At 73.8% G+C, this 15,109-nt stretch carries 13 protein-coding genes; 4 read left to right on the top strand and 9 right to left on the bottom strand.

All coding sequences use genetic code 11. From position 1 onward, the window contains the following. Positions 1-15: 15 nt before the first annotated feature. The 6 genes from ACWD4U_RS13035 to ACWD4U_RS13060 all read right to left on the bottom strand — a co-directional run bounded on the left by ACWD4U_RS13035 (position 16) and on the right by ACWD4U_RS13060 (position 7,213). Positions 16-1,020: an SMI1/KNR4 family protein gene (locus tag ACWD4U_RS13035; RefSeq protein ID WP_363451927.1), complete on the bottom strand. Its 1,005-nt coding sequence runs from the start codon at positions 1,018-1,020 to the stop codon at positions 16-18. 121 nt (positions 1,021-1,141) lie between these two features. Next, positions 1,142-2,248 (bottom strand): DegT/DnrJ/EryC1/StrS family aminotransferase, encoded by a 1,107-nt coding sequence (locus ACWD4U_RS13040; protein WP_363451929.1) that lies wholly within the window; start codon positions 2,246-2,248, stop codon positions 1,142-1,144. Continuing rightward, the gene (locus ACWD4U_RS13045; RefSeq protein ID WP_363451931.1) at positions 2,245-3,753 is read right to left on the bottom strand and encodes an MBL fold metallo-hydrolase; all 1,509 of its coding nucleotides are present in this window, start codon (positions 3,751-3,753) and stop codon (positions 2,245-2,247) included. Before ACWD4U_RS13045 ends, ACWD4U_RS13040 begins: the two co-directional genes overlap by 4 nt. Beyond that, positions 3,750-4,883 (bottom strand): DegT/DnrJ/EryC1/StrS family aminotransferase, encoded by a 1,134-nt coding sequence (locus ACWD4U_RS13050; protein ID WP_363451933.1) that lies wholly within the window; start codon positions 4,881-4,883, stop codon positions 3,750-3,752. The genes ACWD4U_RS13045 and ACWD4U_RS13050 overlap by 4 nt, the downstream gene beginning before the upstream one ends. A 174-nt stretch (positions 4,884-5,057) precedes the next feature. Beyond that, positions 5,058-6,035, bottom strand: coding sequence for an NAD-dependent epimerase/dehydratase family protein (locus tag ACWD4U_RS13055; RefSeq protein ID WP_363451935.1), 978 nt, complete (start codon positions 6,033-6,035; stop codon positions 5,058-5,060). After that, positions 6,032-7,213 (bottom strand): Gfo/Idh/MocA family protein, encoded by a 1,182-nt coding sequence (locus ACWD4U_RS13060; protein WP_363451937.1) that lies wholly within the window; start codon positions 7,211-7,213, stop codon positions 6,032-6,034. Before ACWD4U_RS13060 ends, ACWD4U_RS13055 begins: the two co-directional genes overlap by 4 nt. Positions 7,214-7,503: 290 nt before the next feature. Between ACWD4U_RS13060 and ACWD4U_RS13065 the strand changes: the two genes are divergently transcribed. The 3 genes from ACWD4U_RS13065 (at position 7,504) to ACWD4U_RS13075 (ending at position 9,720) form a co-directional block, all read left to right on the top strand. Continuing rightward, entirely contained in the window at positions 7,504-7,959 is a 456-nt protein-coding gene (locus tag ACWD4U_RS13065) for a YwqJ-related putative deaminase (RefSeq protein WP_363451939.1), read from the top strand. Between the two features lie 94 nt (positions 7,960-8,053). Continuing rightward, on the top strand, positions 8,054-8,512 hold the full coding sequence (locus ACWD4U_RS13070) for an SUKH-3 domain-containing protein (RefSeq protein ID WP_363451941.1): 459 nt from the start codon (positions 8,054-8,056) through the stop codon (positions 8,510-8,512). Between the two features lie 119 nt (positions 8,513-8,631). After that, complete coding sequence (locus ACWD4U_RS13075; protein ID WP_363451943.1) at positions 8,632-9,720, top strand: acyltransferase family protein; 1,089 nt, start codon at positions 8,632-8,634, stop codon at positions 9,718-9,720. Here ACWD4U_RS13075 and ACWD4U_RS13080 read toward each other — a convergent pair. Next, positions 9,685-10,956: a sensor histidine kinase gene (locus tag ACWD4U_RS13080; RefSeq protein ID WP_363451945.1), complete on the bottom strand. Its 1,272-nt coding sequence runs from the start codon at positions 10,954-10,956 to the stop codon at positions 9,685-9,687. The genes ACWD4U_RS13075 and ACWD4U_RS13080 overlap by 36 nt on opposite strands. A gap of 242 nt (positions 10,957-11,198) precedes the next feature. Between ACWD4U_RS13080 and ppc the strand changes: the two genes are divergently transcribed. After that, positions 11,199-13,997, top strand: a complete 2,799-nt coding sequence (gene ppc / locus ACWD4U_RS13085) for a phosphoenolpyruvate carboxylase (RefSeq protein WP_363451947.1) — start codon at positions 11,199-11,201, stop codon at positions 13,995-13,997. 89 nt (positions 13,998-14,086) lie between these two features. Here the strand turns inward: ppc and ACWD4U_RS13090 are convergent, their stop codons facing one another. Together ACWD4U_RS13090 and pth are read right to left on the bottom strand one after the other, a co-directional pair. Continuing rightward, a complete protein-coding gene (locus ACWD4U_RS13090) occupies positions 14,087-14,329 on the bottom strand; it encodes a hypothetical protein (RefSeq protein ID WP_363451949.1) in 243 nt (80 codons plus the stop codon). 142 nt (positions 14,330-14,471) lie between these two features. Continuing rightward, positions 14,472-15,047, bottom strand: a complete 576-nt coding sequence (pth, locus tag ACWD4U_RS13095; protein WP_363451951.1) for an aminoacyl-tRNA hydrolase — start codon at positions 15,045-15,047, stop codon at positions 14,472-14,474. Positions 15,048-15,109: the final 62 nt, after the last annotated feature.

Consider the following 15,109-nt stretch of genomic DNA (forward strand, 5'->3'; position numbering starts at 1 on the left):
ACCCCTGTCGTTCGGTCAGTTCAGCGGGACGGCGCGGGCGAACCCGCCGTCCACCATGAGTTCGGCGACGGTCTCCAGCTCGGACGGGCTGCCGGCGAGCCGGAGCAGGAAGGCGTCGAAGCTGTCGCCGCAGGGCAGCAGCAGGCGCTCGACCCGCTGCTCGGGGGTCTCGTCGCCGCCCTCGTCGCGGGCGTCGTCGTAGGGGCAGAACCAGACCGAACCGGTCTGCTCGCCGCGGACCTTGACGGCGAGCAGGCCGCCCTGGAGGTAGGCGACGGCGAGGTAGTCCTTGGTGAGGTGGTCGCGCAGGCACTTGTTGGCGTACACCAGGTCCTGGACGCCGTACTCCTCGGTGAGGGTGAGGAAGGGCTGGTCGAGCAGCAGGCCGAGGTCCACGTCGAGGGCGACGCCTGCGGGGGCGCGGCCGCCGGAGAGCTTCAGGAAGTCGCGGTACGCGGCCGGCAGCGGGTGGCCGAGGCGCTGTTCGGCGCGCTGGACCAGGTCCTCGGTGACGGCGACCGGGTCGCCGCCGTCCCGGGCGAGCGGGAAGTGGACGGGGCGGTGCTCCTGCAGCGGGCGGGTGCCGCGCCGGGTGTGGTCGGCGGTGGAGACGGCCAGGCCGCCGTGGTGCCGCAACAGGGCCTTGACCTCGACCGGGACGAGTTCCATCCGGCGCCAGCCGGCCGGGGCGCGGCCGATGACGTGGTGCCAGGTCCAGCCGGCCGGGGTGGCGACGGCGGTCTCCAGGTCGGCCCAGAGCGGGTGGCCCTGGGTGTACAGCGCGGCGTTGGCGGAGACGTAGTCGGTCAGCCGGAGTTCGTCGACGCCGAAGCCCTGCGGGGGGTCGGCGACCTCGGCGACGGCGGCCGCGTACGGCGCGAAGTCCGGGTGGCCGGACTCGTCGACGCGGACGCCCGCGGGGTGCCGCTCGGCCCGGACCGGGTCCGGGAACTGCACCACCTGGCCCGCGTAGGCCGCGTTGGGCACGGCGGCGGCGGTGCCGGGCCGACCTGTCGTCATCTGGGGTCCCCCACTGGCAGAAGCCGAAAATCCTGGGGTCCAGGGTAGGGCACTGACGAATGTCCTTCAGGGGCGCGGGGGTACCCGGCCGGACCCCGTCCGGCCGGGTGTCGACGGACCGTCAGGCGCGGCGGACGGCCGTGCTCAGCGCCTCCGCGACCCGGATCTGCTGGTCCTCGGTGAGCTGCGGGAACAGCGGCAGGGTGAGCAGTTCGGCGGCGGCCCGCTCGGTGACCGGGAAAGCGCCTTCCGCATGGCCGAGGTGACGGAACGCCGGCTGCAGGTGGACCGGCACCGGGTAGTGCACGCCCGCGCCGATCCCGGCCTGCTGCAGGGCGGCCAGCACCCCGTCGCGGTCGCGTTCGACCCGCACCGCGTACAGGTGCCAGACGTGCTCGTTGCCGGGCAGGACCCGGGGCAGCGTGACGCCCTCCAGGCCGCCGAGCAGCTTGTCGTAGCGCTCGGCGGCGGCCCGGCGGGCGGCGTTCCACTCGGGCAGCCGGCGCAGCTTGGCGCGCAGCACCACGGCCTGCAGGGTGTCCATCCGGGAGTTGAAGCCGAACCGCTCGTGGACGTACTTGCGGGCCGAGCCGTGGTCGCCGATCAGCCGGACCGCGGCGGCGAGGTCGGCGTCGTCGGTGACCACCGCGCCGGCGTCGCCGTACGCGCCGAGGTTCTTGCCGGGGTAGAAGCTGGTCGCCGAGATCCGGCCCCAGCTGCCGGACGGGCGGCCGTGCCGGGTGGCGCCCTGCGACTGGGCGCCGTCCTCGACCACCGGGAGGTCTCCGGCGATCTCCAGCAGCCGTTCCATCGGGGCGAGCTGCCCGTTCAGGTGGACCGGCATCAGGGCCACCGCGGTGCCCGCCGCGGCGGCGGCCTGCTCGACGTCGATCAGCAGGTGCTCGGGGTCGGCGTCGACCAGCACCGGGGTCAGCCCGGCCCGCACCACCGCCTCGGCGGTGGCGACGAAGGTGTTGGCGGGCAGCACCACTCCCCCGCCGGCCGGCAGGTCCAGCGCGCGCAGGGCGAGTTCCAGCGCGTCGGTGCCGTTGGCGGTGCCGACGGCGTGGGCGACGCCGCAGTACGCGGCGTACTCCTGCTCGAAGGCGGCCACGTCGGGCCCCTTGATGTACGCGCCGCTCGCCAGCACCGCGTCGAAGCCCGCGCGGACCTCGTCGGCGATCTCGGCGTGTTGGGCGCGCAGGTCGACCAGGGGGATGTCGTTCACCGGATGGGCCTCTCGGGTTCGATGGACAGGGCTTCGGCGACCGGCGGCTCGGCCGCCTCGACGACCAGCGGCAGTGCCCCGCCGGACAGGCAGGCGCCGGTGGCGGCGCTCCACTTCCAGTGGTGGCGGGGGCATTCGATGACGCCGTCGGCGATCACGGCGTGCCCGAGGTCCTCCCCCGCGTGCGGGCAGTACCGCTGCAGGCGCAGCCCGTCGCGTTCCACCATCTCCCCGGAGCCGGCCCGCTCGCGCACCAACTGCCGGGTCTGCGCGGGCTGGTGGCCGTAGCGCAGCAGGCCGAGCAGGGTCAGGTCGAAGACGTCCGGCTCGCGGTGCAGGGACAGCCGCATCGACAGCAGCGCCTCCTCCCACCCGGCCCGGCCGTCCAGGATCGCGCGCAGCGCCGGCGGCGGGACCCGGATGGTGTACGCCGGGTCGACCGGCTCATCCTCCAGCTCGACCCGGTCGGCGAGTTCACCGAGCGTCAGGCCCCAGGCGGTGCCGCCCGCCTCGATCCGCAGCCCGCCCCGGTACCCGGCGAGCAGCGGCCGGTTGCGGCGCTGCAGCCGCCCGAAGTACCCGGCCACCTCCTCGGCGCCGGGCGGCGGGCAGGGTTGGCGCCGGTACGCCTCCCACTCGGGGCGGCGGCGCTCCCGGTACGCGGCCAGGTAGCGGGGCGGGTCGTCCAGCCAGGGCCGCTCGGCGGTCGGGGCGTCGACGGTGTCGCCGGGCGCGGTGCGGACCACCTCGACGTCGGGGCAGGCGGCGGCGAACTCCCCGGCGACGTCCTCCCAGTGCGGGAAGATGGTCGCCGCCCGGTCGTTGAACCGGTCCAGCTCCGGGTCGAGGAAGCAGGCCGGCCCGGCGGAGGGCAGGTAGGCCCGCGCCCCGGTCAGCCGGACCTTGCGCACCAGGGTGTCCAGCAGGTCGGCGCGGACCGCGGCGGTCTTCTCCGCCATCACCTCGGGCGGGTAGTCGTAGGCGTTCGGGTACCACATCGCGCCCGAGTACTGCGCGGCCAGCAGGTCGACGTCGCCGGGCAGTTCGGACATCGGCGTGTTGCAGTCGTTCAGGTCGAGGAAGCGGTACCCGCCCAGGTCGAGCAGCAGGCCGCTGTCCTCCTTGTGGCTGGTGTCCAGCAGCATGGTGGCGGTGGCGTCCGGTCCCAGCCGCCACTGCTCGCGGTGCCCGAGCGGGATCTGGTTCCGGAACCCCAGCGCCGCCAGCCGCCCGGCCAGCGCGCGGCTGCGGAACCGCGGCACCAGGACGGCGGTCTCCCGGGAGATCCCGGCCAGCGTCCGGGCGTCGAAGTGGTCCTCGTGCAGGTGCGAGACGTACAGGTAGTCGTAGGCCCCCGCCAGCACCTCGGGCAGCAGCGCCCGGTTGTCCGGGTAGGGGAACCAGGCCCCGAGGAACGCCGGGTGGAACCACGGGTCGATCAGCAGGCGCAGCCCGCCGTGCTCGACCGTGAAGCCGGCGTGCCCCAGGTGCCTGATCCGGGTCACCCCAGTGCCGCCCGCAACGCCGCGACCACCTGGTCCTGCTGGGCGTGGGTCAGCGAGTGGAACAGCGGCAGCACCAGGCTCCGCGCGGTGATCGTCTCGGTCGCCGGCAGCGGCACCCGGGCCGTCCCCTTGTACGGGGCCTCCAGGTGCGCGGCCATGATCCCGCGCCGCGCCGACACCCCGTCGGCGGCCAGCCGGGCCAGCACCTCGTTGCGGTCCGGCGCGCCGTCGGGGAGCATCAGCCACAGCGACTGGAAGTTGGCCGTCCCGTGCGCCGGGTCCGCGACCATCCGCCCGGCCAGCTCGGGTCCGAGCAACTCCCGGTAGCGGTCGGCGAGTTCACGGCGGCGCTGGACCATCGCGGGCAGCTTGCCGAGTTGCACCAGCCCGATCGCCGCCTGGACGTCGGTCATCCGGTGGTTGAACCCGATCTCGTCGTACGTCTCGATCAGGCCCGCCCCGCCCGACGCCGCGTGCCGGTCGGCCGCCGAGACGCTCATCCCGTGCTCGCGCAACCGCCGCATCCGGGCGGCGAGTTCGCCGTCCTGACAGGTGATCATGCCGCCCTCGCCGGTGGTCAGCAGCTTGCGCGGGTGGAACGAGAACGCCGCGATCGCCGCCCCCGCGCCGGCCGCCCGGCCCCGGTACCGCGAGCCCGCCGCGCAGGCGGCGTCCTCGACCACGGTGATCCCGCGCGGCGTGGTGACGGCGAGCAGTGCGTCCAGGTCGACCGGGATGCCGCCCTGGTCCACCGCGATCACCGCCGTGGTCCGCTCGGTCAGCAGCGGCTCGACGGTCTCCGGCGTGAGGTTGCCGCTGCGCGGGTCGACGTCCGCGAACACCGGCGTGGCCCCCACGTAGGTCACCGCGTTGGCGGTCGCGATGAACGACAGCGAGGGCACCACCACCTCGTCGCCCGGCCCGACCCCCGCCCCGATCAGTGCCAGGTGCAGGGCGGTCGTGCACGACGACACCGCCACCGCGTGCGGCACCCCCAGGTACTCCGCGAAGGCCCGCTCGAACGCGGCCACCCGCGGGCCCTGCGCCACCCACCCGGACCGCACGGCCTCCGCGGCGGCCTCGGCCTCCTCGTCGCCGAGCCACGGGATCATGACGGGGATGGTGGACATGAGACGGAGCTCCTATGGCTGGACGTCGACTGGGGAGGAAGGCGCCCACCAGCAGGCTCGCGGCGCAGGAGAGTGACCTGCACGTGGACGCGACCTGACTGTGGGTGAGTGGTTGCTCGCGCAGTTCCCCGCGCCCCTGCGGGGCGCTTCCTGGCGGGCGTGGGCGTGGTGGGACTACTGTTCGCGCCACCAGGTGACGAGCTTTCGGAGGCCGTCCGTCAGGCCCAGTTCGGGCTTCCAGGCGAGGTCGCGTTCCGCCGCGGAGATGTCGGCAAGGCGCCGGACGACGCCGCCCGCGGTGTCCCGGGCGGCCTGGTGCTCGACGTCGAGGTCGGAGTCCATGGCTTCGAGCAGGGCGTCGGCGAGGCCGCGCAGGGAGACCTCCGTGCCCGAGGCGATGTTGTAGACCCGGTCGGTCACGGGGGCGGCGGCGGCGAGCAGGTTGGCCCGGGCGATGTCCTCGGTGTAGACGAAGTCCATGGTCTGGGCGCCGTCGCCGAAGATCAGCGGCGGCTGCCCGGCGGCGATCCGCTCCATCCAGCGGATGAAGACCTCGGTGTAGCGGCCGTGCACGTCCATCCGCGGGCCGTACACGTTGAAGTACCGCAGCGCCACGTAGTCCAGGCCGTACATGGTGTGGAAGCTGCGCAGCAGGCCCTCGTTGAAGACCTTGGCCGCCCCGTACAGGGTGTCGTTGTTGTACGGGTGCTGGGTCTCGGGCGTCGGGAAGACGTCGGCGAGGCCGTACACGGACGCGGTCGAGGAGGCGATCACCTTGCCGACGCCGACCTCCGCCGCCGCCTCGACGACGTCGAAGGTCCCGTCGACCATGATCTCCAGCGCGAGCCGGGGTTCGGCCGCGCACTGGGTGATCCGGATCGCGGCGAGGTGGAACAGGGCGTCGGTGCCCGGGGCGAGCAGCTCGCGCAGCAGCGCCCGGTCGCGGATGTCCCCGTCCACCACGCGGAGTTGACCGGGAGCGGCGATCTCCTGGGCCCGCGCGAGGTTGGCCATCCGGCCGCGGACGAAGTTGTCGAGGACGACGACCTCGCGGGCGCCGGCTTCGAGGAGCTGGTCGACGACGGTGGAGCCGATGGTTCCGGCGCCGCCGGTGACGAGGCAGCGGGAGCCCGCGAGGGCGATGGCGTTCATCGGGCGGTGGCCCTCTCCTGGGTGGGGAGCTGAGGTGCGATCAGGTCGAGGTCGGTGCGGAGTGCGGCGGAGTCCACCGGGACGGTGGCGCCGCCGAGTTCGAGGCTGCGGGAGGCGGCGTGCAGCAGGCGCAGCACCCGCAGGCCGGCCCGGCCGTCGGTGAGCGCGGGGCGGGATTCGGTGATGGCGGCGGCGAACTCGGCCATCACGTTGCGCAGCGCCTCCTGCTCGACCAGAGCGGGGGCGACCATGTCGCCGACCCGGTAGGAGATCAGGGCGCGGTGCCGGATGGCGTCGGTGAGTTCGTCGGGCGGGGTGAGGTCGACGCCGCGGTCGTGGACCGCGAGCCGGGCCTGCGGGTTGAGGTCGTCCCAGACCAGGGTGCGGCGGGAGCCGCCGATCATGGTGGTGCGGACCTTGGTCGGGGAGAGCCAGTTGACGTGGCAGTGGGCGAGCGCGCCGTTGGAGAGGTGCAGCGTCAGGTAGGCGACGCAGGCGCGGCCGGCGCCGATCGGGTCGGCGGCCTGGGCGGAGACGCCGACCGGTTCGACGCCGGGCGGCAGCACGAAGTCGAGGATGGACAGGTCGTGCGGGGCGAGGTCCCAGAGCACGTCGACGTCGGGCTGGACCAGTCCGAGGTTGATCCGCACCGAGTCGAAGAACTGGACGTCGCCGATCTCGCCGCCGTGGACGAGTTCGCGGATCCGCCGCACCACGGGGGTGTAGCAGAAGGTGTGGTCGCACATCAGGACCAGGCCGCGCTCCTCGGCGAGGGCGACCAGGTCGGCGGCGTCCTCGACGGTGGTGGTGATCGGCTTCTCCACCAGGACGTGCTTCCCGGCCTCCAGCGCGGCCCGGGCGAGCCGGTGGTGCGCGGCGGCCGGGGTGGCGATGGCCACGGCGTGCACCCGCTCGTCGGCGAGCACCTCCTCGAAGGAGGTGGTGGAGCGGACGGTGGAGTACTCGCCGAGGACCCGGCGGGAGCGCTGCTCGTCGAGGTCGCACAGCCAGTGCAGGTGCAGTGCGGGTGTCTGCTGGGCGTTGCGGACCAGGTTCGGTCCCCAGTAGCCGGCCCCGATGACGGCCAGTCCGATCCGCCGGTCGGGTGTGTGGTCGGTGCTTCCGGGAGTGGGTACGTGTTCTGCTGGCGCCTCGTGCGCCACGACGTTCGACATCATCGCAAGACCCCCCTTGCCGTCGCGTCGCTGGAACGGTACCGGCCGGGTGCACCGGGGCGGGCGTATTCGGCAAAATCGGTGGATGCCGCCCCAGGGCGCGCGGGTCCGGAACGGGGCCCTCCGTACACCTCCGCGCGCCCCGTGTCGACCCCCCGGCGCGGCGGGTGTCGCAGCGGTTTGGCAGGCTGGATGCTCTGGGGTGAGGATTCACCGTCCGGTCACTTCCCGGACCCTGTCGCTCTCCACCGGATCCCACCGTCCGTCAGCCGCCCACCGACCGAGGAGCAGTCATGGAACCGTCGGGCCCGCCGCCCGTGCTGCGCCATCAGCGCGACAGCCTGCTGCCCGCGGTCGCCGCCGCGCTGTCGCTGCGCGGCGGGGAGGTGCACACACTGGCCGGGGAGAAGTCCGAACTGGCGCCGCGGCTGCACCCGTTGGTCGGCGAGTTCCTGGCCGCGCTGCCGGTGGAACGGCGTGAGCGGTTCCTCGGCCGCTGCCCGGAGGCGGCGCTGCTGTCGCAGTACCTGGTGCAGGTGGACGCCTCCCGCTCGAAGCGCGCGGCGCGCAAGCCGATGACGGTGCAGGAGGCCCGCAAGGCGCTGAAGGGCGCCCGGCTGACCACGGTGCGGATCCGCGAGGAGGGCGACCCGGCGCACGGGACGCACGCGCCGCCGTGCCGCTCGTGCGAGCCGCTGCTGGACCACCTGAACGTGGTCAGCGTCGCGGTCGGCCCGCCCGGCCGCTGAGCGCGGACCACCGCGCCCCTCCCCTGTCCCCGACTTCCCGGAGCCCGCCCTGAACGCCAGCACCGTCCGCACCCAGCCCCGTTTCCCGGCCGACGTGGCCGCCGCCCTGAAGCAGGCCGGCTGGCACCCGGGGAGGTGGGAGATCCGGCAGGCCGAACGATGGGCCGACGCCCTGGTCGCGTACGGCGGTCCGCTGGACCCGCAGCACTCGGTCTTCCCGGCCGCGATCGAGGCCTGGGCGGAGTTCGGCGGCCTGGCCTTCGACGTGCCGGGCGCGGGCCGCACGCTGGCCCGCACCCCGTTCCTGCTGGACCCGCGCTGCGGGCTGCACCAGCCGCGCACCCTGGCCGACCTGGGCCGGGCGCTGGACACCCGGCTGGCCCCGCTCGGCGAGGAGCTGCACGGACAGGCGCTGCTGGCGGTGGACGAGCAGGGCCGGGTGTTCAGCCTGGACCACACCGGCGAGTGGTTCCTCGGCGAGAGCGTCGACCAGGCGCTGGCCACCCTGGTGCTGGGCCTGGCCCCGCACCGGCTGCGCACCGCCGACGAGTAACCCGCCCGTACCCCCGGCGGGTGGCGTTCGCGGCCCGTTTCGGCGAACCGGTACCGACCGGCCCGGCCGCCCGGCACACTGAGCCCCCGACAGAAACGTGAAGGTTCCGGGGAGAAGCCATGGACGGGCGCCGCGCGCTGTTCGACCACGCCAAGTTCGCGGCGGTCGCGCTGGTGGTCTGCGCGCACACCTGGATGCCACTGCTGGACGACCGGGTGACGGTCGGCGCGGTGCTCACCGTCGCGGCCTTCGCGATGCCGCTGTTCACCACCCTGTGCGGCTACTTCGCCCGTCCCCGGCCGGGGCGGCCCGCGGTGGACGGGCCGCGCCTGGTGACCCAGCTGGCGGTGCCCTACCTGGTCTTCCAAGTGCTGTACCAGCTGGCCGGCTTCAGCCTCCCGGTGCACCTGCTGGAGCCGCGCTGGCTGACCTGGTTCCTGCTCTCGCTGCTGCTGTGGCGGCTGTCGGTGCCGCTGTGGACGGCGCTGCGCCGCCCGCTGCCGGTCGCGGTGCTGGTGGCCGCCGCGTCGGGCACCGCGACCGCGCTTCCGGCGCAGTTCGCGCTCGGCCGCACCCTCGGCTTCCTGCCGTTCTTCGTGCTCGGCCTCACGCTGCGCCCCGAGCACTTCGCGCTGCTGCGCACCCGGCCGGCCCGCCGGCTGGCCCCGCTGGTGCTGGCGCTGGTCGCCGCCGGGTTCTGGCTGGCCGCGCCGCGGCTGCTGGACCCGGGCTGGATCGAGTACACCGACAGCGCCGCCCAACTGCACACCCGCTACCTGCCGTGGCTGGCCGTCCGGGCCGCGCTCGGCGCGGTCGCGCTGCTCGCCGGGGCGGCGTTCCTCGCCCTGCTGCCGGACCGTCCGACCAGGTGGACCCGGCTCGGTGCGGCGTCGCTGTACGTCTACCTGCTGCACGGCCTGGTGCTGAAGGTCCTGCAGCACGCCGGACTGTACCGGCGGCCCGAACTGCACCACTGGTACGTCGCGCTCCCGCTGCTCGGCGCGTTCGCGCTGGCCCTGGCGGTGGTGCTGGCGCTGCCCGCGAGCGTGCGGCTGCTGCGGCCGCTGGTGCAGCCGCCGGTCGGGCGGCTGCTGGCGCCGCGCGCGCCCGCGCAGCGCCCGAGCCTTGACGACCTTTCAGGTCATGTCGGGGCGACCGGTGTTGACGCAGCGTCAGGCAAGTCGGTCGCTCCGGCGCAGCAGGCGTGACGGCAGCACCGCCTCGACCAGGAACCCGCCGCCCTCGCGTGGCCCGGCGCTGAAGCTGCCGCCGAGCGCCAGCACCCGCTCCCGCATCCCGACCAGGCCGTTGCCGCCGCTGGGCAGCGCCACCGCGGGCGCCTGGCCCTGCGGGCAGTCGTTCAGCACCGAGACCCGCACCCCGTTGGGCACGTACGCCAGCAGCACCGACACCCGCGCCCCGCCGGCGTGCTTGTGGGCGTTGGTCAGCCCCTCCTGCACCACCCGGAAGGCGGTCTGCTCGGCCTCCGCGACGTACGCCTGGTGCTCGCCCTTGACGGTGAGCGCGACGGCCATGCCCGCGGCCCTGGACTGGTCGACCAGCCGGGGCAGCTCGGTGAGCCCGCCGACCGGCGGTTCGGCGCCGGCCTCGTGCTGGTCGGACATCCGCAGCACGCCGAGGATCTCCCGCAGCTCGTCCAGCGCCTGCCGGCCGGTCTCGCCGATCAGCTTCGCCGACTGCTGGGCCCTGGCCGGGTCCTTCGGGACGATCCGCTCCAGCGCCGCGGCGTGCACCACCATCAGGCTGACCCGGTGCGCCACCACGTCGTGCATCTCGCGGGCGATCCGGGTGCGCTCCTCCAGCCGGGCCCGGCGGGCCCGCTCCCGGGCCTGCTCGGCGAGCAGCGTCAGCTCGGTCTCCAGGCCGTGCGCCCGGTCCCGCAGCGACAGCACCAGCCGCCGCCGGGCGCCCACGTACAGGCCGGTCACCACGGGGGCGAGCGCCATGCCGATCGCCACGAAGCCGGCCACCAGCGCCAGCACCCAGCTCGGCGGCAGCGGTTCGGACGTGCCGCGGCCCGGCGCCGACATCGCCAGCAGCACCATGAAGAAGGTCTCGACCAGGGCGATCAGCGAGAGCACCACCACCCGGCCGCGCCGCGACGGCCACTCCCAGGTGGCGGCCAGCGTGTACAGCGACACCACCAGCAGCACCACGCCGAACAGGCCCGGCACGAACACCAGCGCGACCACCACCGGCAGCACCGGCCAGCGGCGGCGCACCACCAGCGAGCCGCCCGCCAGCGCCCCGATCACCACCCCGGCCACCGCCGCGCCCAGGCCCAGCTCCAGCCGGCCCCGGAGCAGTTGGAACGCGCCGAGCGCGCACTCCACCCCGGCGACCGCCGCCAGCCCCACGTCCAACACCGCACTGCGCCTACGCGTCCACCACCACAGGCCGTCCCCCGCCGGCTTCTCACTCATGCGGACACCTTACGCACCGCAGGAGAACGGGAAGGAGACGCGGCGAGGTGAAACCCGGGGCGTTCCGACGGGCCGTCATTCGCCCGTGCGCGTGGGCGGCTGTCCGCCATCCGGCCACCTCTCCGTCTTGGCACCCCGTGCCACCTATGCTGGTCGCGTCGGACAGCGCGGTCCGCACCCGTCACCCGCACCGCGGTGATGGCAGAGCCGTTGCCGAACCCCACCACCACAGGGAGCCAGCCGTGACCGCTCCGGTCCCCATCTCGGCGGACAACCCCACTTCGATCACCGACAGCGCGGACAACGCGGCGCTGCGCGCGGACATCCGCCGCCTCGGCGATCTGCTCGGCGAGACGCTCGTCCGGCAGGAGGGCCCCGAACTGCTGGGCCTGGTCGAGCAGGTCCGACTGCTGAGCCGCACCGACGGCGAGGCCACCGCGCAGCTGCTCGCCGAGATCGACCTGGACACCGCCGCGAAGCTGGTGCGCGCCTTCTCCACCTACTTCCACCTCGCGAACGTCACCGAACAGGTGCACCGCGGACGGGAGTTCGCCGCGCGCCGGGCCCGCGAGGGCTCGGTGCTGGCGCAGACCGCGGACCAGCTGAAGGAGGCCGACCCGAAGCACCTCGCGGACACCCTGGCCAACCTGGCGGTCCGTCCGGTCTTCACCGCGCACCCGACCGAGGCCGCCCGCCGCAGCGTGCTGAACAAGCTCCGCCGGGTCGGCGAGCTGCTGGAGCGGATCCACCGCGAGCAGGCCGCCACCGGCCAGGTCGACACCGCCCGGCAGACCTCCGCCCGCCGCCAGGCCGACCGCCGGCTCGCCGAGGTCATCGACCTGCTGTGGCAGACCGACGAGCTGCGCATCGCCCGCCCCGAGCCCACCGACGAGGCCCGCAACGCCGTCTACTACCTGGACGAGCTGTACCGCGACGCCGTCCCGGAGGTACTGGAGGAGCTGCACGAGGAGCTCGCCCGGGTCGGCCTCACGCTGCCCGAGGGGGTCCGCCCGCTGACCTTCGGCACCTGGATCGGCGGCGACCGCGACGGCAACCCGAACGTCACCCCGCAGGTCACCTGGGACGTCCTCAACCTGCAGCACGAGTACGGCATCATGGACGCGCTGTCCGCCGTCGACGACCTGCGCGCCTCGCTCTCCACCTCGGTCCGGCTGGCCGGCGCCTCCGAGGAGCTGCTCGCCTCGCTCGACGCCGACCTCTCCCAGCTGCCCGAGGTCAGCCCGCGCTACAAGCGGATGAACGCCGAGGAGCCGTACCGGCTCAAGGCCACCTGTGTGCGGATCAAGCTGGAGCACACCCGCGACCGGCTCGCCGCCGGCACCCCGCACCTCCCCGGCCGGGACTACGTCGGCACCCGCGAGCTCCTCGCCGACCTGCGGCTGATCCAGGACTCGCTGCGCGCCCACCGCGGCGGCCTGATCGCCGACGGCCGGCTGGCCCGGGCGATCCGCACCATCGAGGCGTTCGGCCTGCAGCTCGCCACCATGGACGTCCGCGAGCACGCCGAGGCCCACCACCACGCGCTCGGCCAGCTCTTCGACCGGCTCGGCGAGGAGGCCTGGCGCTACACCGACATGCCGCGCGAGTACCGCCAGCGCCTGCTCTCCAAGGAGATGCGCTCGCGCCGCCCGCTCGCCCCGACCCCGGCCCCGCTGGACCCGGCCGGTGCCAAGACCCTCGGCGTCTTCACCACCATCCGCGAGGGCTTCGAGCGCTTCGGCGACGAGATCGTCGAGTCGTACATCATCTCCATGTGCCAGGGCGCGGACGACGTGTTCGCCGCCGCGGTGCTGGCCCGCGAGGCCGGCCTGATCGACCTGCACGCCGGGATCGCCAAGATCGGCATCGTGCCGCTGCTGGAGACCACCGACGAACTCCAGCAGGCCGACCGGATCATGGAGGAGATGCTCTCCGACCCGTCGTACCGGCTGCTGGTCTCGCTGCGCGGCGACGTCCAGGAGGTCATGCTCGGCTACTCCGACTCCTCCAAGTTCGGCGGCATCACCACCTCGCAGTGGGAGATCCACCGCGCCCAGCGCCGGCTGCGCGACGTCGCGCACCGCTACGGCATCCGGCTGCGGCTGTTCCACGGCCGCGGCGGCACCGTCGGCCGCGGCGGCGGCCCCTCGCACGAGGCGATCCTCGCCCAGCCGTGGGGCACGCTGGAGGGCGAGATCAAGGTGACCGAGCAGGGCGAGGTGATCTCCGACAAGTACCTGTTGCCGTCGCTGGCCCGGGAGAACCTCGAACTCACCCTGTCCGCCACGCTCGCCGCCTCCGCGCTGCACACCGCCCCGCGCCAGGCCCCCGAGGAGCTGGCCCGCTGGGACGCCGCGATGGACCAGGTCTCGGAGGCCGCGCACACCTCCTACCGCGCCCTGGTCGAGCAGGAGGACCTGCCGAAGTACTTCTTCGCCGCGACCCCGGTCGACCAGCTCGCCTCGCTGCACCTGGGCTCCCGGCCGTCCCGCCGCCCCGACAGCGGCGCCGGCCTGGACGGCCTGCGCGCCATCCCGTGGGTGTTCGGCTGGACCCAGTCCCGGCAGATCGTCCCCGGCTGGTACGGCGTCGGCTCCGGCCTCGCCGCGGCCCGCGAGGCCGGGCTGTCGGACGTGCTCGACGAGATGTACGGGAACTGGCACTTCTTCAGGAACTTCCTGTCCAACGTCGCCATGACGCTGGCCAAGACCGACCTGCGGATCGCCCGGCACTACGTCGAGCAGCTGGTCCCCGCCGAGCTGCACCACGTCTTCGACCAGATCGTCGCCGAGCACGACCTGACCATGCGTGAGGTGCTGCGCCTCACCGGCGAGCACGAACTGCTGGAGCACAACGAGGTGTTGAAGCAGACGTTCACCGTCCGCGACGCCTACCTCGACCCGATCTCCTACCTCCAGGTCGCACTGCTCCGCCGCCAGCGCGAGGAGGTCGCCACCGGCCGCCCCGAGGACCCGCTGCGCGCCCGCGCGCTGCTCCTCACCGTCAACGGCATCGCGGCCGGCCTGCGCAACACCGGCTGACGCCCGGAGCCGCGCCCCGCAGCGACTGACGCAGACAACAGGATCCGCCCGAAGCGGGAGTTCTCGCTTCGGGCGGATCCTGTTGTGCGTCAGCTCTTCTTCCGCTTGCGCAGCCAGGTGGCCGCGCCGCCCGCGACGACCACCAGGCCGCCGCCGACCGCGTAGATGCCGGCCGAGCCGACCGAGGCGGTGGCGGGCGGGGTGAGCCGGGCCGCGGCGGGCTCGGGCGCGGGGGAGGCGGCGGGGGTCTCGGCGGCGGCGACGCCGGTGACGGCGCCGAGCAGGAGGACCGCCCCGCCTACCGCACCGAGCGCACGTGCGGACCGAACCATGGTGCTTACCCCCTACGACTGCACCTCAACCCCTGGACGAGTCCGACCGTATCCGATGGAACGGTGTGATCCGGCCCCGTTCGGGTGACCTGCGGGCAAGCGTTGCACGACCGTTGTGTTGAACCTGACGAACAGTCAAGACTCAGGAGTTGTAGTTCTGCTGGGCGCGCTCCAGGCCCTCGGAGAGCAGGGCCTCGACGGCGTCGGCGGACCGGTCGACGAACCAGTCGAGGTCCTTGCGCTCGGTGGCGGAGAAGTCCTTCAGCACGAAGTCGGCGACCTCCATCCGGCCGGGCGGGCGGCCGATGCCGCAGCGCACCCGGTGGTAGTCCGGGCCGAGCGACTTGGTGATCGACTTCAGGCCGTTGTGACCGTTGTCGCCGCCGCCGAGCTTGAGCCGCAGCACGGAGTAGTCCAGGTCGAGTTCGTCGTGCACCGCGACGATCGCCGAGGCCGGGACCTTGTAGAAGTCGCGCAGCGCGGTGACCGGGCCGCCCGAGAGGTTCATGAAGGTCATCGGCTCGGCCAGCACGACGCGCTTGCCTGCGAGGCGCCCCTCGGCGACCTGGGCGCGGCTCTTGTGGGCCTTGAACCTGGCGCCGATCCGCTGGGCCAGCAGCTCGACCACCATGAAGCCGATGTTGTGCCGGTTGCGGGCGTACTCCTTGCCGGGGTTGCCGAGGCCCACCACGAGCCAGGGGCCGTCGTACTCGCTCATAGCGCTGCGCTCCTCACGCGGGTGTCTGTGGGGTCATCATCCCGGAACACGCCGCTGCCCCG

The sequence above is a fragment of the Kitasatospora sp. NPDC002522 genome, assembly GCF_053595195.1.

Coding starts and splice junctions, on each gene's coding strand:
- ACWD4U_RS13035 (WP_363451927.1), bottom strand. CDS start 1,020: ATGACGACAGGTCGGCCCGGCACCGCCGCCGCCGTGCCCAACGCGGCC.
- ACWD4U_RS13050 (WP_363451933.1), bottom strand. CDS start 4,883: ATGTCCACCATCCCCGTCATGATCCCGTGGCTCGGCGACGAGGAGGCC.
- ACWD4U_RS13055 (WP_363451935.1), bottom strand. CDS start 6,035: ATGAACGCCATCGCCCTCGCGGGCTCCCGCTGCCTCGTCACCGGCGGC.
- ACWD4U_RS13060 (WP_363451937.1), bottom strand. CDS start 7,213: ATGATGTCGAACGTCGTGGCGCACGAGGCGCCAGCAGAACACGTACCC.
- ACWD4U_RS13065 (WP_363451939.1), top strand. CDS start 7,504: ATGGAACCGTCGGGCCCGCCGCCCGTGCTGCGCCATCAGCGCGACAGC.
- ACWD4U_RS13075 (WP_363451943.1), top strand. CDS start 8,632: ATGGACGGGCGCCGCGCGCTGTTCGACCACGCCAAGTTCGCGGCGGTC.
- ACWD4U_RS13080 (WP_363451945.1), bottom strand. CDS start 10,956: ATGAGTGAGAAGCCGGCGGGGGACGGCCTGTGGTGGTGGACGCGTAGG.
- ACWD4U_RS13090 (WP_363451949.1), bottom strand. CDS start 14,329: ATGGTTCGGTCCGCACGTGCGCTCGGTGCGGTAGGCGGGGCGGTCCTC.
- pth (WP_363451951.1), bottom strand. CDS start 15,047: ATGAGCGAGTACGACGGCCCCTGGCTCGTGGTGGGCCTCGGCAACCCC.